At 64.7% G+C, this 21,093-nt stretch carries 17 protein-coding genes and 1 pseudogene; 5 read left to right on the top strand and 13 right to left on the bottom strand.

Going from position 1 to position 21,093, the window contains the following annotated elements; translation table 11 throughout:
- Positions 1-117: 117 nt before the first annotated feature.
- The 8 genes and pseudogenes from P6U25_RS03635 to P6U25_RS03600 all read right to left on the bottom strand — a co-directional run bounded on the left by P6U25_RS03635 (position 118) and on the right by P6U25_RS03600 (position 7,101).
- Positions 118-509: pseudogene (locus P6U25_RS03635) on the bottom strand (hypothetical protein).
- A gap of 68 nt (positions 510-577) precedes the next feature.
- A complete protein-coding gene (locus tag P6U25_RS03630) occupies positions 578-1,852 on the bottom strand; it encodes an RNA polymerase sigma factor (protein WP_407150091.1) in 1,275 nt (424 codons plus the stop codon).
- A gap of 31 nt (positions 1,853-1,883) precedes the next feature.
- Positions 1,884-2,276: a YciI family protein gene (locus P6U25_RS03625; protein WP_407150090.1), complete on the bottom strand. Its 393-nt coding sequence runs from the start codon at positions 2,274-2,276 to the stop codon at positions 1,884-1,886.
- A gap of 304 nt (positions 2,277-2,580) precedes the next feature.
- The gene (locus P6U25_RS03620) at positions 2,581-3,276 is read right to left on the bottom strand and encodes an AprI/Inh family metalloprotease inhibitor (RefSeq protein WP_407150089.1); all 696 of its coding nucleotides are present in this window, start codon (positions 3,274-3,276) and stop codon (positions 2,581-2,583) included.
- Positions 3,276-4,259: a 2-hydroxyacid dehydrogenase gene (locus tag P6U25_RS03615; protein ID WP_407150088.1), complete on the bottom strand. Its 984-nt coding sequence runs from the start codon at positions 4,257-4,259 to the stop codon at positions 3,276-3,278. The genes P6U25_RS03620 and P6U25_RS03615 overlap by 1 nt, the downstream gene beginning before the upstream one ends.
- Entirely contained in the window at positions 4,259-5,047 is a 789-nt protein-coding gene (locus tag P6U25_RS03610; RefSeq protein WP_407150087.1) for an ABC transporter permease, read from the bottom strand. Before P6U25_RS03610 ends, P6U25_RS03615 begins: the two co-directional genes overlap by 1 nt.
- On the bottom strand, positions 5,044-5,841 hold the full coding sequence (locus P6U25_RS03605; RefSeq protein WP_407150086.1) for an ABC transporter ATP-binding protein: 798 nt from the start codon (positions 5,839-5,841) through the stop codon (positions 5,044-5,046). Before P6U25_RS03605 ends, P6U25_RS03610 begins: the two co-directional genes overlap by 4 nt.
- A 240-nt stretch (positions 5,842-6,081) precedes the next feature.
- Positions 6,082-7,101, bottom strand: coding sequence for an ABC transporter substrate-binding protein (locus P6U25_RS03600; RefSeq protein WP_407150085.1), 1,020 nt, complete (start codon positions 7,099-7,101; stop codon positions 6,082-6,084).
- A 173-nt stretch (positions 7,102-7,274) separates the two neighbouring features.
- Between P6U25_RS03600 and P6U25_RS03595 the strand changes: the two genes are divergently transcribed.
- Complete coding sequence (locus P6U25_RS03595; RefSeq protein WP_407150083.1) at positions 7,275-8,099, top strand: creatininase family protein; 825 nt, start codon at positions 7,275-7,277, stop codon at positions 8,097-8,099.
- 36 nt (positions 8,100-8,135) lie between these two features.
- Here P6U25_RS03595 and P6U25_RS03590 read toward each other — a convergent pair whose 3' ends face one another.
- The gene (locus tag P6U25_RS03590) at positions 8,136-8,405 is read right to left on the bottom strand and encodes a metal-sensing transcriptional repressor (RefSeq protein WP_407150082.1); all 270 of its coding nucleotides are present in this window, start codon (positions 8,403-8,405) and stop codon (positions 8,136-8,138) included.
- 968 nt (positions 8,406-9,373) lie between these two features.
- On the opposite strand from P6U25_RS03590, the gene P6U25_RS03585 reads away from it, so the two are divergent.
- Both P6U25_RS03585 and P6U25_RS03580 read left to right on the top strand, forming a co-directional pair.
- A complete protein-coding gene (locus P6U25_RS03585) occupies positions 9,374-11,362 on the top strand; it encodes a carbohydrate porin (protein ID WP_407150081.1) in 1,989 nt (662 codons plus the stop codon).
- A gap of 338 nt (positions 11,363-11,700) precedes the next feature.
- Complete coding sequence (locus P6U25_RS03580; protein ID WP_407150080.1) at positions 11,701-13,164, top strand: FAD-dependent monooxygenase; 1,464 nt, start codon at positions 11,701-11,703, stop codon at positions 13,162-13,164.
- A 5-nt stretch (positions 13,165-13,169) separates the two neighbouring features.
- Here P6U25_RS03580 and P6U25_RS03575 read toward each other — a convergent pair whose 3' ends face one another.
- Positions 13,170-14,801, bottom strand: coding sequence for an FMN-binding glutamate synthase family protein (locus P6U25_RS03575; RefSeq protein ID WP_407150079.1), 1,632 nt, complete (start codon positions 14,799-14,801; stop codon positions 13,170-13,172).
- 528 nt (positions 14,802-15,329) lie between these two features.
- The gene (locus P6U25_RS03570; protein ID WP_407150078.1) at positions 15,330-16,103 is read right to left on the bottom strand and encodes a ferredoxin--NADP reductase; all 774 of its coding nucleotides are present in this window, start codon (positions 16,101-16,103) and stop codon (positions 15,330-15,332) included.
- 297 nt (positions 16,104-16,400) lie between these two features.
- On the opposite strand from P6U25_RS03570, the gene P6U25_RS03565 reads away from it, so the two are divergent.
- Positions 16,401-17,369: a RimK family alpha-L-glutamate ligase gene (locus tag P6U25_RS03565; RefSeq protein WP_407150077.1), complete on the top strand. Its 969-nt coding sequence runs from the start codon at positions 16,401-16,403 to the stop codon at positions 17,367-17,369.
- Positions 17,370-17,476: 107 nt separating this feature from the next.
- Here P6U25_RS03565 and P6U25_RS03560 read toward each other — a convergent pair whose 3' ends face one another.
- Entirely contained in the window at positions 17,477-18,358 is an 882-nt protein-coding gene (locus tag P6U25_RS03560) for an amino acid ABC transporter substrate-binding protein (protein WP_407152410.1), read from the bottom strand.
- A 75-nt stretch (positions 18,359-18,433) separates the two neighbouring features.
- A complete protein-coding gene (locus P6U25_RS03555) occupies positions 18,434-19,723 on the bottom strand; it encodes a dicarboxylate/amino acid:cation symporter (protein ID WP_407150076.1) in 1,290 nt (429 codons plus the stop codon).
- A 212-nt stretch (positions 19,724-19,935) separates the two neighbouring features.
- Between P6U25_RS03555 and P6U25_RS03550 the strand changes: the two genes are divergently transcribed.
- The gene (locus P6U25_RS03550; RefSeq protein WP_407150075.1) at positions 19,936-20,937 is read left to right on the top strand and encodes an NADP-dependent oxidoreductase; all 1,002 of its coding nucleotides are present in this window, start codon (positions 19,936-19,938) and stop codon (positions 20,935-20,937) included.
- The last annotated feature ends 156 nt before the right edge of the window (positions 20,938-21,093 follow it).

The raw sequence follows: 21,093 nt of genomic DNA, 5'->3' as shown, positions 1-21,093 counted from the left end.
ACGGGGAGAGGTGATCGAAGCCGCTGCGGGCCGATTCAACCCAAACTCACCCCGCCAGGGATGCTCTCATGATCTCGTTCGCAATGATGGTCGCGGTTCAGTCACGACACTCGGCTCTTATCGGTTCGTGTCCGCGGGCGTGAGACAGCGCTGCACGGCGGCAGCGCTGTCGGCCGGGCTGGTGTTGAAGCAGATGCAGGCATCCGGGGCGAGCCGGTGCACCAGATTGAGGACTCTCTCGAACAACAGCAGCCGTTCCGGCGGCTCGCGCAGGCCCGCGCCGATCATGACGCAATCGTAGCGCTTCGCCGTCAGTGCCGCCATCACCACCACCTCAGCCGTTTCACCGGGATCGGTGAGACAGCTCTGCACCTCATAACCGAGCGTGCGCAAACCTTCGAGCTGCGACCGATGTAGCCGCGCACGATCTCCGGTGTGTATTGCGGAAAGGCGGAGAAATCGACGAAGGAAGGATCGAGGCCGATCGCCAGCACGGACGGCTTCGTCATGATCACACTCCCAGCTCAATCAGCGTCGATTGAGCATGCCGCGCATTTGAGTCGAAATCACGAGCGCGTCAATCGCGATCCCGCGCCGCGCGCGCCGCCGCCGCGCGGCGCAGGAGCAAATCGCGCTCGCGGATGTTGCCGGCAAGGCGAGCGGCTGCTTCGAACGCCTCGCACGCCTCGTCGTGGCGACCGAGCTTCTGCAGGAGGTCGCCGCGCACGCTCGGCAGCAGATGATAGGAATTCAATGCGGGCTGGTGGGCGAGGCCGTCGACGATCGCAAGCGCCGCCTGCGGCCCTTCCGCCATGCCGATCGCGACCGCGCGGTTGAGCTCGATCACCGGCGACTGCACCAATGCGGCGAGATCGCCGTACAGCGAAGCGATCCGCGGCCAGTCCGTCGCATCCGGGGTATCGGCTTCGGCGTGACAGGCAACGATAGCGGCTTGCAACGCATAGAAGCCGCCGGCGCCGCCGAGTTCGCGGGCGCGCGCCAGCGCCAATTGCCCACGGCGGATCTGCAGGCGATCCCACAGCGCGCGGTTCTGCTCCATCAGCAGGATGGGACCGCCAGCCGCATCGGTGCGCGCCGCCATCCGCGAGGCGTTGAGCTCCATCAGCGCGAGCAGCCCGTGCGCCTCCGGCTCGCGCGGCGCGATCGCGGCCAGCACACGGCCCATGCGCAGCGCCTCGTTGCAGAGCTGCGGCCGCAGCCATTCCTCGCCGCGCGCGGCGGTGTAGCCTTCGTTGAAGATGAGGTAGACCACCTCGAGCACGGAGGCGAGCCGCTCGGACAGCGCCTCGCCGCGCGGCGTCTCGTAGCCGAGGCCGGACTCCGACAGCGTGCGCTTGGCGCGCACGATGCGCTGGGCGATGGTCGCCTCGGCTTGCAGGAAGGCGCGTGCGATCTCCTCGGTGGTGAGGCCGCAAATCATCTTGAGCGCCAGCGCTGCGCGCGCCTCGCGCGACAGCAGAGGGTGGCAGGCGGTGAAGATCAGCCGCAATAGCTCGTCGCCGATGTCGTCGTCGAGCGCGGCGTCGAAATCGGGCATGGTCTCCTGCTCTCGCGCCAGATCATGCGCCAGCATGCCGTGCGTCCGGGTGAGCACGCTGATGCGGCGCAGATGATCGAGCGCGCGCCGCTTTGCGGTCGCCATCAGCCAGGCGCCCGGCTTTTCCGGGATGCCATCGGCCGGCCAGTGCTCGAGCGCCGCGATCAACGCGTCCTGGGTCAGGTCCTCGGCGAGCGGCACGTCGCGCAGCATCCGCGACAGGCTGGTGATCAGCCGCGGTTGCTCGATGCGCCACACGGCGAGGATGGTGGCCTGGATGTCGGCGGCCGTCATCGCCGCCGACCCGAAATCATCGCGCCGCGCATCAAGCGCCGGCAGCGTCGGCCTGACAGGTGCCGTCGACGCCCATGGTCGCAAATTGACGGACCTCGCAGGTTCCATCCCAGCCGGGCATATGCTCCTTGTGGAGCTGCATGAACTCCACGGCGGCGGCGACGGCCTCCTCCTTGTTGCGGAGCTCGAAGATCGCGTAGCCGCCGATCATCTCCTTGGTCTCGACGAAAGGCCCGTCGATGACATTGAGCTTGCCGTCCGTGATGCGGACCTGGGCGCCCATCGCAACCGGCAGCAAACCGCCATTGTCGATCATGCGGCCCGCCTTGATTTCCCGCTCGGCAAGCCTGCCCATGGCCGCCATCAAGGCCGGAGTCGGCGGCCGCGGGGGTTGCGGGGAGGTGACGATATACATGAACCGCATCGGAAAACTCCTGTTGGGCGAGACGCGGCGATGATCGCCGCAAGACCGGCTCGCTACAGGGGACGACGATCCGCGACGCGCCGGATCGACATGGAGCGGGGAAATATTTTTGTGTTGAGGAGCCTGCAAATGCGGCCGCAGCCCCAGTACGCCCCCTCTCCCGCTTGCGGGGGAGTGTCGGGGTGGGGGTATCACCGCAAACGATGCCGTTCATTTGCGTTGAGAAAGCCTCCACCCGTATCGCATCTTCAATGCGATACGACCTCCCCCGCAAGCGGGAGCGGTGAGCAGCCGTGTGGAGGACCTACTGCTCGCGCAGCATGATCAGCGGATCGGCGCTGTCGGGAACCCGGCGCCACTGCGCGTTGTCGTCGGCTTCGAACTGCCAGGTCTCGCCCTTGGCCGACATCAGGATCATCTGGCCGTGGTCGAGCCGCCACTGCGTCGGGTTGAAGGCCGCGACCGCGGGGTCGCATTTCGGCTTCAGGAAAACTTGGAAATTGTCATTGCCGGCATCGTTGTTGGTCAGCGTCAGGCCGCAGATCGCCTGGCCGTTGCCGCGGACCATCGACCAGTCGCCGATCATCTGGTCCATCGACTTGGCGAGCGAGCGGGCGGCGGCGAGGTTCTGCAGGATGTAGACGCCTTCATTGGTGCGCAGCCCCTCGAAGATGCCGGTCTCGACCTCGGAGAAATCGATCACGGCCTCGCCGGCTGCGTTTTGCAGCCGCACGATGTCGCCCAGTCCCTTGATGCTCCAGCCGACGATGTCCTTGGTGAAGGGCAGCGCGGCGGGGCAGGACGGCTCGAGCTCGAGCTTGAAGCCTTGCGGCGTCGTATCGCTCTTCAACGTTACGACGCAGGTCTTGCTGCGGTCGGTGGTGGCAAGCTCCCACTGCCCGATCATGTCCTTCTTCAACGTCGTGACGTCCTGCGCCCGCGCCGGCAGCGCGCCGGCGAGCAGCAAAACGAGCACGGCGCTGAAGCGGACCGGCGACATCAGCGGCCCTTCACCGGAGTCTCTGCCACCGGCGTCAGCGGCGGTTTGCCCGCGAACCAGTTCCTGATGTTGTCGACCACGAGCTGATCCATCGCGTTGCGCGTGACCACGGAGGCCGAGCCGATATGCGGCAGCAGCACGACGTTCTGCATCGCCTTCAGCTCGTCCGGCACGTTCGGCTCGGCCGCGAACACGTCGAGGCCGGCGGCGAGGATGGTGCCCGATTTCAGCGCGGCGACCAGCGCCGGCTCATCGACCACGGAGCCGCGCGCGACATTGATCAACACGCCCCTGGGCCCAAGCGCCTTCAGCACGTCGGCATTGATCATCTTCGCCGTCGCGGCGCCGCCGGGCACGATCACGATCAGCGTATCGACCGCCTTCGCCATCTCGATCAGGTCAGGATAATGCGGGTGGGAGACATCGGCGGCGGGCTTGCGCGAGTGATAGCACACCGGCACGCGCGAGGCTTCCAGCCGGCGCGCGACCGCCTGGCCGATCCGGCCCATGCCGACGATGCCGACCTTGCGGTCGCGCAGCGAGCCGACGCTGAGCGGATAGTTCTGGGTCTGCCATAGGCCGGAGCGCACATAGCGATCGGCCTTGACGAATTCGCGCAAGGTCGCGATCAACAGCCCCATCGCAACGTCGGCGACTTCCTCGGTCAGCACATCGGGCGTGTTGGTGACCACGATATCGTGATCGCGCGCATAGGCGGAATCGACGTGATCGTAGCCGACGCCGAAGCTCGCCACGATCTCGAGCTTGGGAAAACGCGCCATCGCGGTCTTGTCGGTCGCCATCGTGTGATAGGTGACGGCGATGCCGCGGATCTTGCCCGCGACCTCAGGTGTCAGCCGCTCGAGATCGCCACGGCTTTCCGCGCGGTGCAGCACATATTGATCGGGAAAGCCGTTCTCGAGGATTGGCCGGATCGGTCCGTAAACCAGCAGATCGATCTTTTCGGAAGACGTCGGGGCCATCAGCTTTCCTTTCCAAGCGCACTTTCGTGCCAGCGTCGCAGCAAGAGGTATGAAATTAGCGCCAGCAACCCATAGATGACAATCCCGGCCAATGACAGCAGCAACAGCGCCGCGAACATGCGGGGAATATTCAGGCGATAACCTGATTCAGCGATGCGGAACGCGAGGCCCGAGCCGGCGCCCGCGCTGCCCGCCGCGATCTCGGCGACGACGGCGCCGATCAACGACAGCCCGCCGGCGATGCGCAAGCCGCCGAGGATGTAAGGCAATGCAGCGGGCAGTTGCAGCAACACCAGCTTCTGCAGGCGCGATGCACCATAGAGCTGAAACAGTCCGGCAAGATTGCGGTCGACCGAGTTGAGGCCGAGAGTGGTGTTCGACAGCACCGGAAAGAACGCGACGATCCAGGCGCACACGATCACCGCCGTCTGCTGCTGCAGGTAGATCAGCAGCAGCGGCGCGATCGCGATCACGGGCGTGACCTGCAGGATGATCGCATAGGGAAACAGCGAGTATTCCAGCCATTTCGACTGGTTGAACAGCAGCGCCAGCGCGACGCCGCCGAGCGCGGCCGCGACGAAGCCTTCGAGCGTGGTGAGCAGCGTGACGCCGAGCGATTGCGACAGGATCGGCCAGTCCTGCACAAGCGTCTTCAACACCAACAGGGGGCTCGGCAGCACATAGGGCTGGATATCGTTGACATCGACGATCACCTCCCAGAGCACGAGGCCGGCGGCGAACACCACGGCCGGCAGCAGGAAGCGGACGATGTGTTGCGCAGATTTCATGCGCCGGCCTGCCCTGCATAAGACGGCGCCAGCGCCTTCGAGACTTCGCGACAGAAGCCGGCATATTCGGCCGAGGTGCGGAACTCCTCGCCGCGCGGCTCCGTTGCCGCGATACGAAACTCGGTGCCGATGCGGCCGGGCCGCGCCGTCATCACGATCACGCGCTGCGACAGATAGACCGACTCGAACACCGAATGCGTCACGAAGATGACGGTCTTGTGCAGGTTGCGCCACAGCGACAGCAGGTCGTTGTTGAGGCGGAAGCGCGTGATCTCGTCGAGCGCGGCGAACGGCTCGTCCATCAACAGGATATCGGGATCGGTGACCAGCGCACGCGCCAGCGACACCCGCATCTTCATGCCGCCGGATAGTTCGCGCGGATAGGCATCAGTGAATTCCGCAAGTCCGACCTGCGCGAGCGCCTGATCGACCCGCCCCTCGGCCTCGGCGCTCGGCGCATGCGCAAGCTTCAGCGGCAGCCGGACATTGTCGCGCACGGTGGCCCAGGGCATCAGCGTCGGCTCCTGGAACACGAAGCCGATCGGGTGGCTGCCGCGCCGGGCCGCGTCATGGTGCGACAGCTCGACCGTGCCGGCGCTCGGTGCCGATAGCCCCGCGATCAGGCGCAGCGCGGTGGACTTGCCGCAGCCCGAGGGCCCGAGCAGCGAGACGAACTCGCCACGCCCGACATCGAGATCGAGCGGCCCGAGCGCCGTCACGCCGCTGTCATAGACCTTAGTGACGCCGCGCAGGCGAACGGCAGGGCTGGCGGCATTCGGTTCTGGCGCGGCCATGCCGTCTACCGTCCGCAATTCGGCATTGATGCGCGCGGCCGTGCCGCGAGCACGACCTCTCCCCTTGTGAGAGAGGTCGGATCGCATCGCACGATGCGATCCGGGTGAGGGGTTACGCTCTCTCCTGGGACCCGCGCCCCCTCACCCGCGCCTCCGGCGCGACCTCTCCCCGGTGGGGAGAGGTGGGCCGCCGATGCGGCGATATCTCGAGCCAATCGCACCACTCGCGTTCCGGCCCGCTCAGTTCTTCGGTCTGAGCTCGAGCCCGACCGCCTTGTTGACGAAGCGCAGTGTGTAGCCCTGGCGATAGTCGATCGTGCTCTTGACCACGCCGGCGGCGGCCATCGCCTCGAAGAAGCTCGCCATCCGCTCATCCGTCATGGCGCCGATGCCGTTCTTCAAGGTATCGCCGGAATCGACGATGCCGTGCTCCTTCATCTGGGCAACCGAATAGGCCAGCAGCTCGTCGGTCATTTCGGGGTTGAGCTTCTTGATCATCGCATTGCCGGCTGAATTATCGCCGTAGAGATAATGATACCAGCCGACGATGGAAGCATCGACGAAGCGCTGCACCAGGTCCGGCTTCTTGTCGACGAGATCGCGTCGGGTCTCGATCAGGGTCGAATAGGCGCTGAAGCCGTAGTCGGCGATCAAGAGGACATTCGGCTTGAAGCCGGCGGTCTTCTCCACCGCGTAAGGCTCCGAGGTGACGTAGCCTTCCATCGCGACCTGCTTGTTGACGAGGAAGGGCTGCGCGTTGGAGGTATAGGGCTTCACCTTGCTTTCGCTGAAGCCGTATTTGGACTTCATCCATTGGAAGTAGCTGGCGATGCCCTCCTTCGAGACCAGCAGCGTCAGCGGCTTGAGATCCTCGATCTTGCTGACCTTGGCCTCGGGATGGGTCAGGAAGACCTGCGGGTCCTTCTGGAACATGGCGGCGACCGCGATCAGCGGCACCTTGTTGGTGACGGCGTCGAAGGTCTGCAGCGAGTTCGCGCTCATGAAGAAGTCGAGCTTGCCCGCGATCAGGAGCATGCGGTTGTTCTCGTTGGGACCGCCGGGCACGATGGTGACGTCGAGGCCATATTGCTTGTAAGTGCCGTCGGCCACCGCCTGGAAGAACCCGCCATGCTCGCCCTCGGCGACCCAGTTGGTGCCGAACGAAACCTTGTCCAGGGTCTGTGCGCGCGCCGGGGTCAGCGCCGTGAGGACGGCAAGCAGGCCTATGGTTAACGCTCGCGGCAAAAAGGCCGGGTTCATGGTTGGACTCCGTCGCTCATTCTGGCCCATGATGGAGGGGTGGAGGACGTGGACCGCGCCCCGGGGACCGAGCCGCGCCCCAGGCGCGTGGATCGCCCCGGAGGCATGATTCACATCCCCGCGAAAGATCGACAAACTAACCTGCAAATTCATCCAATGAAACGCTTCGCTTGATGACTTCTCAGCTTCCGCCCCGCGACTGGACCGCCATCCACTGGCCCGACATCGCCAAATCAGCGTCCTCGCGCTGGATCGCGGTGCTGCCGCTGGCCGCGACCGAACAGCACGGACCGCACCTGCCTGTGGGAACCGACGTCATGATCGGCGAGGCCTACCTTGCGCGGGTGCGCGAGCTGCTGCCGGCGGCCGCACCGGTGACGTTCCTGCCGCTGCAGCCGGTCGGCATCTCCACCGAGCACATCGATTTTCCGGGTACGCTGACCTTGTCGAACAAGGTCGCGCTCAACACCTGGACCGCGCTCGGCGAGTGCGTGGCGCGCGCCGGCGTGAAAAAGCTCGTGATGGTGACGAGCCATGGCGGCAATTCCGCCGCGATGTCGCTGGTGGCGCAGGACTTGCGCGCGCGCCATGGGATGCTCGCGGTCACCACGAGTTGGTCGCGCTTCGGCGCGCCGGACGGACTGTTCGACGCCGGCGAACTCCGTCACGGCATCCATGGCGGGGCGGTCGAGACATCGATCATGCTGGCGAAATATCCGCAAGCCGTGCGCAAGCCGGCGATCGCGGATTTCCGCCCTGCGAGCGTGCAAATTGAAAAGGACCACCGCCGTCTCTCGACGCAACGGCCGGCGCCGTTCGCCTGGCAGGCGCAGGACCTGCATCCGAGCGGCGCGATCGGCGATGCCACCAAGGCGTCCGCCGCGAAGGGCGAGGCGCTGCTCGACCATGGCGCGCGCGCGTTCTGCGAGCTGCTGGAAGATGTCGACAAGTTCGACATGAGCGCGCTCGCAACGACGCCCCGCTGGCCGGCCCCATAGCGCGATCGGCGGGACCCGGCGACCGCAGGCGGCCGGTCAGAGATACTTCGCGATTAACCTGAAATCCTTCAGCACGGCGCGGCCTTTCGGGCCCGCGGCCTTCAGCGTGTCTTCCAGGCTGTGGCCGATATGATCGTGGATCAGCGCCTTCTTGGCGCTCTCGATCGCGCTCTCCACGGCCTGCAATTGCTGGGCGATCTGCGCGCACGGGCGGCCCTGCTCGATCATCTCGACGATGCTCTCGAGATGGCCGTTGGCGCGCTTCAGGCGCCGGGCAATTGCGGCGTGCGGGTGGTCGTCGGACATGCGGTTCTCCTATCCTCCCGGCAGGATAAGCACGATCCTCCCCGGAGGATAGGGAAATCGGCTTGACAGCCGGTGGCATGGGGCGTAGTGGCCGATCGTCGGAACATCCGTTCCGCACCGGGGCATCCGCCCCGACCACGAGCCAACATAGAAGGCAGATGGGCAGTAGCAACTCAGGCGACAGTATCCCGACGATGACGGGACACTTGCCGCTGCACGACAACAAGACTGATCGCGCAGGCTCCCGCTGCGTGGATGGATGGTCGCGCCCTAGCTGACCGTCCGCTCCTCACCGGCCTGCCGCGCGACCAGCGGATGTGGAGGTGAGCGATGTTCGAAAAGCTCGCAAGATTCCGACCGTTCGAGCCGCGGCAAACGACGCCGTGGACGATCCCGCATACCAATGACAATGTCCCGGGCTTTCGTCGCACCGGGGCCCGGCGGCGCCGTCCGACCTCCGCGCCGCCATGTCATTGGGTCTTGATCGAGGGCCGCTTGGAATGCCGATGGACCGTCGAAGACACCATCGGCTCAATCATCGACGATCTCGATCATCAGCGATGCGCCGATCGGCGCGCCGCAACAATCGCCCGCCGCGCCGTAGCGCCGTGCTCCGCTTCACGCCGTGCCGGCTACGGCTCGACCGCGACAGTTGACGGAGGCCAATCTCGCTCTGCTCCGCATTGTCCGTCTGGCCGCGGTTGGGCGTGACCGCGGGGTGCGGCCGACTGTTGCATGGCTGTCATCGTGACGTGCAAATCGGAGAGGTACGTGGTGGCTCTCAGTTGCAATTGCGAACCATTTGCAATAAGACTGATGTCAGAGTTGCCGATCTGGCTCTGCTTGAACCAACACAGATCGGACCGGGGACGGCGGGCGATGACTTCAAATCTGGGGTGGCGAGTGGCTGCCAAATCTGCAGTGATGGCAGGCAATCCCTCCAACCGCTCGCGGGGCAACGCCGCGTGATGACCTGCGTCCGTCTCTTCCGCGTCCAGATCGCCGCTGGCGCAGCGCTCGGCGCCGCCGCTTTCGGCGCGCCGGCAGCCGCAGCCGACATGGCGGTCAAGTCGCCCGCCATGAGCACGATTTACAACTGGACCGGCCTTTACGTCGGCGGACATATCGGCTACGGCGACGGCAGCCTTGGCCCCGGCACCAATCCGCTTCCGTTGCAGGGCGTGTTCTTTCCGCACACCATCACCGGCGGGATTGGCGGCTTCCAGGTCGGATACAGTCGCCAGTTCGCCGACCGCTTCGTGCTCGGCGTCGAGGCTGACGCGACCTTTGTCAGTCCCATCGACCAGGTGCGGCGGACGCCGGGCCCGTTCAACAGCTCGATCGACTATATCGGCACCGTGCGCGGCCGGGTCGGCTACGCATTCGGCGGCTGGATGCCTTATGTCACCGGCGGCTTCGCCTGGGGACGTACGCAGGTCAGGGTGAACGACGCGGCGGGCGAGGTCGTGTCCGAGCCCGGTCAGTACCAGACCGGCTGGACCGTCGGCGCTGGCGCCGAGTTTGCACTGAGCGGCAATTGGACGGCCAAGATCGAATACGACTACATCGACCTGTCGCGCCGGACGCTCGGCCTTGCCGACTTCGGCATGCCCGGCGTCACCATCGACCCCCGCCTGCATCTCCTGAAATTCGGCCTGAACTATCAGTTGGGCGATTCGCCATGGTCGGGAACGCCGACCAAGCCGCAATTGCCGGAGTCGGACAATTGGTCGGTCCATGCGCAGACGACGCTGATCGGACAGGGCTACCCTGCATTTCGCGCCGCCTATAGCGGCACCAACAGCCTGCCGCCCGGCGGGCAGGCGCAACAGACCTGGACCACGACGGCGTTCCTCGGCGTGCGGCTGTGGGAGGGCGGCGAGTTCTACTTCAACCCCGAAACCGCGCAGGGCTTCGGCCTCAACGGCACGCTCGGCCTTGCCGGCTTCTCGAACGGTGAAGCCCAGAAGGCGGGCGCCGCATATCCGCGGATCCGGCCGCAACGCTACTACTTGAAGCAGACATTCGGCTTCGGTGGCGAGCAGGAAGACGTCTCCGATGGTCCCAACCAAGTGGCCGGCAAGCGCGACATCGATCGCCTGACGGTGATTGTCGGTCGCTTCGCGGTCGGCGATTTCTTCGACGGCAATTCCTATGCGAAGGATCCGCGCGCCGATTTCATGAACTGGGCGATGTGGGCATCCGCCGCCTACGATTTCCCCGCCGATCTGCCCGGCTATACGCGCGGTGCCGTGGTCGAGCTCAACCGCAAGGATTGGGCGGTGCGCGCCGGCCTGTTCCAGGTGCCGGATGCGCCGAACAGCGACATCCTGACCTTCAAGACCGGCGGCGCCGTCGTCGAATTCGAAGGGCGCTACTCGATCTTCGATCAGCCCGGTAAGCTGCGCGTCGGCGTGTTCGGCAATCGCGGCAACACCGGCAATTACAGCCAAGCGCTCGCGATCGAAGCTGCCGATCCATCACTCGACATCAACAGCGTGATGCACAGCATTCGCAAGGATAATCTGAAGTACGGATTCTACGTCAATGCCGAGCAGCAAATCGCCAAGGACGTCGGCCTGTTCGGCCGCCTGAGCTGGAACGACGGCCGGAACGAGATCCTCTCGTTCACCGACGTCGACCGCAGCCTCTCGGGCGGCGTGTCGCTGAAGGGCAGCACCTGGGGACGGCCGGACGACACGATCGGTATCGGCGGCGCGATCAACGGACTCTCCGCCTCGCATCGCGACTTCCTCGCCGCCGGCGGCCTCGGCCTGCTGATCGGCGACGGCGCGCTCAACTACCGCAACGAAGGCATCTTCGAGAGCTACTACGCCTACTCGGTGAACAAGCACCTGACGATGACCGCGGACTACCAGTTCATCGCCAATCCCGCCTACAACGCCGACCGCGGCCCGGTGCATATTTTCTCCGGCCGGGTGCACGGAGAGTTTTAGTCTCGAAGACGTCGTCAGATCGAGAAGCGTGGCCCGGATGAAGCGCAGCGAAATCCGGGACCGCTCTATCCGTGCACAAGTGAATCCCGGATTGCGCTTCACTCCATCCGGGCTACCAAACTCCAGCAAGCTCTGAGCTTTTTTGACGTCATTGCGAGCAATATGGATGGCTCCTCGCAACAACGGGCTGAAAACGTGTCGCCTGGATGAACTTCTGTGGCAAGCTAACAGCTTAGCCCTCTCCCCACTTAGATATATGGAGCCCCCCCGGGCTTGCGGCAAGTCCCGGGTCATCGCGTAGAACGCGCGCCCAATCGATCAAATGGAGGGCGTACGGGATGCGTGGACATGCGGTGGTGATTGCCGGCGGAGGTCCGACGGGGCTAATGCTGGCGGGCGAACTGAAGCTGGCGGGCATCGACGTTGCCGTCGTCGAACGGCGCGCGAGTCAGGATTTAGCCGGTTCGCGTGCGGGTGGGTTGCACGCACGCTCCATTGAGGTGCTCGATCAGCGCGGCATCGCCGACCGCTTCGTCTCACAGGGACAGTTGCACAAGGTCCTGCATTTCCACCGGATAGCTCTCGACATCAGCGACTTCCCCACCCGGCACAACTACGTGCTTGCGCTGTGGCAGAACCACATTGAGCGCATTCTGGCCGGATGGGTCCATGAACTCGCGGTGCCGATCTATCGCGCTCGCGACGTCACTGATTTCACGCAGGACGACGCCGGCGTCAACGTCGCGCTGTCCGACGGACAAATGGTCCACGCGCAATATCTCGTCGGTTGCGACGGCGGACGCAGCCTGGTCCGCAAGGTCGCCGGCATCGATTTTCCCGGCTGGGATGCAACGACGAGTTGGCTGATCGCCGAAGCCCGGATGTCCGAGGAGGCGGAATGGGGCTTTCGTCACGACGCCACCGGCATCCATGGGATCGGCAAGATCGATGACGGACGGGCGCGGATCGTGCTGACCGAGCGGCAGCTCGGATGGGGAAGCGAACCGACCTTGCGCGACGTGAGCGAGGCCCTCGTCGCCGTCTATGGAACCGACTTTGGCGTCCACAGTCCGACCTGGATTTCCCGGTTCACCGACATGACGCGTCAAGCCGCAGCCTACCGCGAGCGACGCATCCTGCTGGCCGGCGATGCCGCGCATATCCATCCTCCGATGGGTGGACAAGGTCTCAATATTGGCCTGCAGGACGCGGTGAATCTCGGATGGAAGCTCGCCCAGGTGATCAAGGGCATGTCGCCGGAAAGCCTGCTGGACAGCTACCATGCCGAACGTCATCCGGTGGCGGCGCGGGTGCTGCGCAACACGATGGCGCAGGTCGCGCTTCGTCGTAACGACGATCGCACCAAGGCCCTGGGTGAGATCGTGTCCGAGCTGCTCGACATCGACGAGCCGCGCAAACGCGTGGCCGGCATGATCTCCGGCCTCGACGTTCACTACGACATCGGTGACGGACACCCGCTCCTCGGACGCCGCATACCCGATCTCGATCTCGTCACGGCTGGCGGGCTGATGCGGGTCTTCACCTTGCTGCACGATGCCCGGCCGCTGCTGCTCAATCTCGGTGAGCCCGGCGGCATCGAGGCCACGCCGTGGGCGGACCGTCTTCGCTTGATCGAGGCAAGATACGACGGCGCGTGGGAATTGCCGGTACTCGGCACCGTCCCTGCTCCCGGCGCTGTGCTGATCAGGCCCGACGGATATGTGGCATGGGCGGGAGAGGCTGCCGAGCCGGGACTCACGGCAGCGCTGACCAGATGGTTCGGCGCGCCTGCCGCGGCCTAGCGCAGTCAGCTTGCCGGCTGGAACGAATCCGCGCGCGCCATCGCCCAGGCGTCGCGGAAGCGGCGGTCCTGCGTGCCTTCCAGCAATTCGCCGGGCCGCAGCGCCGGATAGAGCTCGGCAAAGGAGCAGACCTCGGTGGTCGAGCTCCGCTGCGAGAAGTGGATCGGCCGCAGCTCCTGGGTATGTTCGAGGCCGGCGGCAGCCAGCAGCTCGGTCAGCGCGTGCAGGGTCGAGTGGTGATAATTGTACACGCGCTCGATCTTGTCCGGCACATAGAGCGCGCGGTTGCGGATCGGATCCTGCGAGGTGACGCCGGTCGGGCAGCGGTCGGTGTGGCAGCTCAGGGACTGGATGCAGCCGAGCGCGAACATGAAGCCGCGCGCCGAGTTGCACCAGTCGGCCCCGATCGCCATCGCGCGCGCCATGTCGAAGGCGGTCGCGATCTTGCCGGAGGCGCCGATCTTGATGCGGTCGCGCGCATTGATGCCGACCAGCGCGTTGTGCACGAAATTGACGCCCTCGCGCATCGGCATGCCGAGATGGTCCATGAACTCGAGCGGCGCGGCGCCGGTGCCGCCCTCATTGCCGTCGACCACGATGAAGTCCGGGTAGAGCCCGCTCTCCTTCATCGCCTTGCAGATCGCCAGGAACTCCCAGGGATGGCCGATGCACATCTTGAAGCCGGCCGGTTTGCCGCCGGACAATTGTCGCATCTTCGCGATGAACTCCATCATCTGCAGCGGCGTCGAGAAGGCCTTGTGATAGGCCGGCGAGATGCAGTCCTCGCCGAGCGGCACGCCGCGGATCTTGGAAATCTCCTCGGAGACCTTTGCGGCCGGCAGCACGCCGCCATGGCCGGGCTTGGCGCCCTGGCTGATCTTGAGCTCGACCATCTTGATCTGGTCTTCGCCCGCGACGCGGGCGAATTCGTCCGGGTTGAAGGTGCCGTCGCGGTTGCGGCAGCCGAAATAGCCGGAGCCGATCTCCCAGATGATGTCGCCGCCCATCTCGCGGTGATAGGGGCTGACGCCGCCCTCGCCGGTGTCGTGCGCGAAACCGCCCTTCCTGGCGCCCGCATTCAACGCCCGCACCGCGTTCGGGCTCAGCGCGCCGAAGCTCATCGCCGAGATGTTGAACACCGAGGCCGAATACGGCTTCGTGCAATCGGGGCCGCCGATGGTGATACGGAACTTCTCATCAGCTCGCGGTTTCGGCGCCACCGAGTGGTGCATCCACTCATAGCCCTCGCGATAGACGTCCTCCTGGGTGCCGAACGGCCGCTTGTCGAGCACCGCCTTGGCGCGCTGATAGACCACCGCGCGGGTGTCGCGGGAGAACGGCATGCCGTCCTTCTCGCTCTCGAAGAAATACTGTCGCATCTCCGGACGGATTTCCTCGAGCAGGAAGCGCACATGCGCCGAGATCGGATAGTTGCGCAGTACCGCGTGGTTCTTCTGCACGAGGTCGCGGATGCCGAGCAGTGTCAGCGCGCCGAAGATCAGCAGCGGCACCATGACCACATTCCAGATTTTCGGATTGTGATCGAAGACCCCGATCGCCAGCAGCAGCGCCGTCACCACGGCGCAGGTCGTCAGCACGATGAAGCGCGGCGAGAACGGCAGCAGCAGCGTTTCCATGGAACCCCTCAGCCAATGCGCAAGGCCATCTTGTCGACCGCGAGCCTAATCCAACTCGCGGATCAAGTCCCACATGGTTATAGCGCCGAACAGTCACAGATATGACAACCGCCCGAATGGGCGGTATCGCTGTCGTAATCGCTTAAATTGAGCTCGCGTTTTTGCAATGCAACGAAGGCGCGCGATGAGGCCTTAGGGCTTACGCGGCGACCGGGATCAACCTGCGTTCCCTCCCCGCGAGCGTAGGGCAATCGCATATGGGAGAAAAGCGCCCTGCGGCTATCCTTCGAGACGCCCGCCTCTGGCGGGCTCCTCAGGATGAGGCCCTGTTTTGCGGCACAATAGTAGACCCTCATGGTGAGGAGCGCCGCTTGCGGCGCGTCTCGAACCACGAGGCCGAGTACGTGCGCAGCCGCCCAAGGCGGGGTATCACATGGCGCGAAATGCAAAAGGCTGGTGCCCGATGCGGCACCAGCCTTAAAAGCAAGAACGGTAGTAATGGGTCCTGGCTTCGCCAGGACGACAGCGTCAGCGCTCGACGAACGCCTTCTCGATCACGAAGTGGCCGGGCGTGTTGCCGCTGCCTTCCTTGAAGCCGCGGGTCTCGAACAACTGCTTCAGGTCTTCCAGCATCGCCGGGCTGCCGCACATCATGATGCGGTCGGTCTCGATGTCGAGCGGGCCCTGATGCAAGTCGGTGAAGAGCTGGTTGGAGGTGATGAGGTCGGTGATGCGGCCGCGGTTGCGGAACGGCTCGCGCGTCACGGTCGGGTAATAGAGCAGCTTCTCCGACAGCATCGGCCCGAACAGCTCGTCTTCGCGCAGCTTGGCGACCAGCTCCTCGCCATAGGCGAGCTCGGAGACTTGGCGGCAGCCGTGCACCAGCACGATCGAGTCGTAGCGATCATAGACCTCGGGGTCCTTGATCAGGCTCGCGAACGGCGCAAGGCCGGTGCCGGTCGACAGCAGCATCAGCCGCTTGCCGGGGATCAGATTGTCGGTGATCAGCGTGCCGGTCGCCTTGCGGCCGACCAGGATGATGTCGCCCTCGCGGATTTTCTGCAGCTTCGAGGTGAGCGGGCCGTCCTGCACCTTGATCGAGAAGAACTCGAGCTCTTCCTCGTGATTGGCGCTCGCCATCGAATAGGCGCGCAGCAGCGGCCGGCCGTCGACCTCGAGGCCGATCATGGCGAACTGGCCATTCTGGAAGCGGAAACCGGAATCGCGGGTGGCTCGGAAGCTAAAAAGCGTATCGGTCCAATGGCGAACGGAAAGAACCTTCTCTCGATAGAACGCGCTCATGTGTTTTCGTTTTCTCGATTGACCAGATTTAGAATGGTTTGATTTTTAGGCTGCCCGCGACGGCGCGGAAGTGACCGAAATCATTGAAGATCTCGCGTTTCCATCGCGCCGATGCATCAGATAGTCAAGATCACGTGGCGTGCAATTGCGATCTCAGAATGGCAGTCGCTCGATTTCGCGGATAGGTTCAGCCACGACAGCGTTAACACGCCGTGATGCACGCAATTTACTTGCTGCGATTGCCGCCGATCTGGCAAATAATTGCTACGAGAACCGCGGCGAAGGGAAAATGATTTAGTGCTCCTCATCAGCCAGCGTCTTTTTTTGGAAACCATCAAAAAATATTGTCTCGCGCACAATATCGCGATCGAGATCAGGTCTGGCGGCTGGCTGGTGATCATGCAACGAGCTGCGGAGCGGCGGCTCGTGATCGGCTACGACGTCGGCCTGAACAGCGCGGTTGCGCATCAGGTCGCCAACGACAAGGCGGCCTGCGCCGAGGTGCTGGCATCGGCCGGCGTCGCCGCGGTCCCGCACACCCTGTTTCTCGGCGCGAGGCTGAGCCCGCATATCCCGGGATCGGGATCGACGGAGGCGATGCTTCGGCTGCTCGACGCCCATCCGCGCGGCCTCGTGGTCAAGCCCAATGAGGGCACGTCGGGCGAGTTGGTCGTCCGCGTCACGACCAAAGCGCAACTCGAGCAGGCGGTCGCGCGTATTCTGGCCGCGCACCCGAGCGTCGCGATCTCGCCCTATGTCGAGATCGACGATGAGGTTCGCGTCGTGTTGCTCGATGGGCGCGCGCTGATCGTCTACGGCAAGATGCGCCCGCAGGTGACGGGCGACGGCGTCCATTCGCTGCGCGAGCTGGTGCGCAGCGCTCTGACCGCCGAGCAGCTCAAGGCCATCGCCGACGATTTCGATGCCGTCGAGCTCGACGCCGTCCCGGCCGCAGGCGAGCGGCGCATCGTCAACTGGCGGCACAATCTCGATTCCGGTGCCACATCTGTGCTGCTTACGGACGGCGCGACGCGCGAGACCTGCATCGCGCTCGCGATCAAGGCCGCGCGGGCGCTGCGCATCCGCTTCGCCTCGATCGACGTCGTGCACGCCGACGGCGCGTGGCAGATCCTCGAGGTGAATTCCGGGGTGAAGATGGAAGCGCTGGGCCAGCGGCATCCGGAGCTGGTCGAAGCCGCGTACTGGGCGGCGCTGGACGAGGTGTTTGCACAATCTCGTCGTCCCGGCGAAGGCCGGGCCCCATAACCACAAAGGTTTATTGTTGCGGAAGGTTACTCCCACCACCTCACTCGAGAGGCCGCGGCGTATGGGTCCCGGCCTTCGCCGGGACGACGGTGGAGGGCGGGGCCGCCCTACTGGTTCTCGTCGAGCACCTTGAAGGCCTCCTCGAGCTGCGGCGAGAGCGCGACGTTGAGCCTCTCGCCGGTCGGCAGGCGCGCGGTGAACCACTTGTTGTAGAGCGGGATGATGTCGTGGTTGGTGGCGAGCTTGCGGAATGCGCGCTCGACCACGTCCTTCATCTGCGGCTCGCCCTTGCGATACATGATGCCGTAGGGATCATAGGACAGGTAGTCGCCGGTGACGCGGAACTTGTCCTGCGACTTGTGCCGCGCGATCAGGCCGTAGAGCAGGATGTCGTCGGTCGCGAACGCATCCGCCTTGCCGTCCGCCAGCATCTGGTAGGACTGCTCGTGGTCCTCGGCGGTGACGATCTTCAGTCCGAGAGACTGCTTGGCGTCGACATTGTGCATCGCCTGCTCGTTGGTGGTGCCTTTGGTGACCACCACGGTCTTGCCCTTGAGGTCGGCGACCTGGGTGACGCCGGAAGCCTTCGGCACCATCAGCTTGGTGCCGGCCACGAACATCAGCGGCGAGAACGCGACGAGCTTGCTGCGCTCGGCATTCGCCGTGGTCGATCCGCATTCAAGATCGATTGTTTTGTCGACCACCGCGGGAATGCGATCGTCGGAGGTGACCTTGACGTACTCGACCTTGAGATTGGCGTCATCGACCTCGACCCCGATCTCGTCGACGATCGCGTCGCACAGTTCGAGGCTGTAGCCGATCGGCCGGTTGGAGTGATCGAGGAACGAGAACGGCGGCGAGCTCTCGCGATAGCCGAGCCGCACCGTGTGGGTGGCCTTGATATTGGCGAGTGTGGGGCTGAGCCCCTCGCCGGCCGTTTGCGCAACGGCTGGCGTTGTCGGCAGGCAAGCCGTCAGCAGATTTGCCATCAGCAGACATGCCGACAGCGTCGGGCGCTCAGCCCGTGTCGGCCGCCATCGGACGCGATGCATGCATCCCTCCCGTCAATGGCCTGCCATCACGGCGCCGGGCACCGCGTCCGACGGCACGGCGTCGTCGGACCCGAGCTCGTGCTCGGCCTTCAGCTCGCCCTCCCACTTGGCGACTACGGCGGTCGCCAGCGAGTTTCCGATCACATTGGTGGCGCTGCGGCCCATGTCGAGGAAGGTGTCGATGCCCATCACCATCAACAGGCCCGCCTCGGGGATGTTGAACTGGCTGAGCGTCGAGGCGATCACGACGAGGGAGGCGCGCGGCACGCCGGCGACGCCCTTCGAGGTGATCATCAGCGTCGCCAGCATCGCGAACTGCGTCCCGAGTGACATCTCGATGTGATAGGACTGCGCAATGAAGATGCTGGCGAAGGTGCAGTACATCATCGTGCCGTCGAGGTTGAACGAGTAGCCGAGCGGCAGCACGAAAGCCGAGATCCTCGACGAGGCGCCGAACCTGTTCAGCCCCTCCAGCGTCTTCGGATAGGCCGCTTCCGACGAGGCGGTCGAGAACGCGATCATCAGCGGCTCGCGGATCAGTCGCAGCAGATGGCTGTAGCGCGGCCCGATCGCGATGAAGCCGACCATGACCAGGATGCCCCACAGGATCAGCAGCGACAGATAGAACCCGCCCATGAAGACGATCAGCTTCCAGAGCACGCCGAGGCCGTTCTTCGAGACGGTGGCCATGATCGCCGCCCACACCGCAAGCGGAGCGAAGAACATCACGTAGCTCGTGACCTTCAGCATGATGTGGGCGAGATCGTCGATCAGGCTCATGATCGGCTTCGCCCGCTCGGGCATGGCGCCGAGCGCCACCGCGAAGAACACCGCGAACACCACGATCTGCAGGATCTCGTTCTGCGCCATTGCGTCGGCGATCGAGGTCGGCACGAGGTGGATCAGGAATTTTTCGAGCGAGAAGGCCGACACCGGCAGGCCGGTCGACTGCGCCTTGTCGGGCAGCGTGCCAGGGAAGTTGGCGCCGGGCTGCAGCAGGTTGACCATGACGAGGCCGAGCAGCAGCGAAACGAAGGAAGCAGAGACGAACCAGCCCATGGTCTTGGCGAAGATGCGCCCGAGCCGCGCGCCGCTTCCCATATGGGCAATGCCGCCGACCAGGGTCGCGAACACCAGGGGCGCGATGATCATCTTGATCAGACGCAGGAACAGCATCGCGATCAGATTGACGTCCGCGGCAATCTCGGCCCGGCTGTCGGGAAAATAGTTGAAGACGATCGTCCCCATCGCGATGCCAAGGACCATCGCAAGCAGGATGTATTGCGTAAACCTGTTGGACATTTTCTACCCCCGTCGGTTTCCGGCAGCACAAGTGTGGCAGATTTACGCACCCTTGCAACACGCTTCGCCTTTGGCGGGACTTTGCCGAAACGTTCCCGTTGTGGAATGCCAGCGCGCGGACTAGCGTTCATGCAGCGCACAATCCGTGCAACGACGCGTCTACGGCGCAGTCAGTTGCCTGAAGAACGACCAATCCGAGGGAAGAGATCGCCATGACCGACGCCGTCAATCGCCAGATCCTGCTGCTCGAGAAGCCGACCGGCAAGCTTGGCCCCGAGCACTTTCGTCTGACCAGGGGCGAGATCCCCGCGCCGAAGGACGGCGAGGCGCTGGTGCGCACGCGCTACATCTCGCTGGACGCCGCGAACCGCGCCTGGATGCACGGCGCTACCTACCGTGCGGCGGTCGAAGCCAACACCGTGATGGCCGGCGGCAGCATCGCCGAGGTGGTGTCGTCGAATGACCCGAGCCTGAAGCCGGGCGATATCGTGTTCGGCGACACCGGCTGGCAGGATTATGCCGCGGTGCCCGCCAAGCATCTGGCGAAGATGCCGAAGCTGGAGCCGATGACGCATCTGCTCAGCGTCTTCGGCATTGCCGGGCTGACCGCCTATTTCGGCCTGCTCGATGTCGGCAAACCCCGGGAAGGCGAGACCGTGGTGGTGTCCGCGGCCGCCGGATCGGTCGGCTCGATCGTCGGTCAGATCGCCAAGATCAAGGGTTGCCGCGTCGTCGGCATCGCCGGCGGCAAGGACAAATGCCGCTGGCTCACCAGCGAGCTCGGCTTCGATGCCGCGGTCGATTACAAGGACGGCGCCACCTACAAGGCGCTGCGCGCCGCGGCGCCGAAAGGCATCGACGTCTATTTCGACAACGTCGGCGGCGACATCCTGGAAGCCTGTCTGGCGCAGATGAACAACCGCGGCCGGATCGCCTGCTGCGGCGCGATCTCGCAATATGACGGCGTCCCCTCCGCGCACGGTCCGCGCGGCGTGCCCGGCCTGATCGTGGTGAAGCGGCTGGTCATGCAGGGCTTCATCGTGATGGACTACATGGACCAGCGCGACGCCGCGCTCGCCGATCTGCAATCCTGGGTCGCCTCAGGCAGGCTGAAGGTGCAGGAGGACGTGATCGACGGCCTCGAGAACACACCGCAGGCGCTGATCGGGCTGCTCGCCGGCGAGAACCGCGGCAAGCGCATGGTGAAGGTATAGCATCAAGGCACTATCGATCCCGTCATCCTGAGGCGCTCGCGAAGCGAGCCTCGAAGGATGCAGGGCCCGGCTGGTGGCCGCGGAGAAAGCTGGACCGTTCGCCCTTCGAGGCGGCCGCTTCGCGGCCTCCTCAGGGTGACGGGAATAGATTGGGAG

The organism is Bradyrhizobium sp. ORS 86 (genome assembly GCF_045571475.1).
GTDB lineage: Bacteria > Pseudomonadota > Alphaproteobacteria > Rhizobiales > Xanthobacteraceae > Bradyrhizobium.
This window is presented reverse-complemented; position numbering and strand designations above follow the sequence as displayed.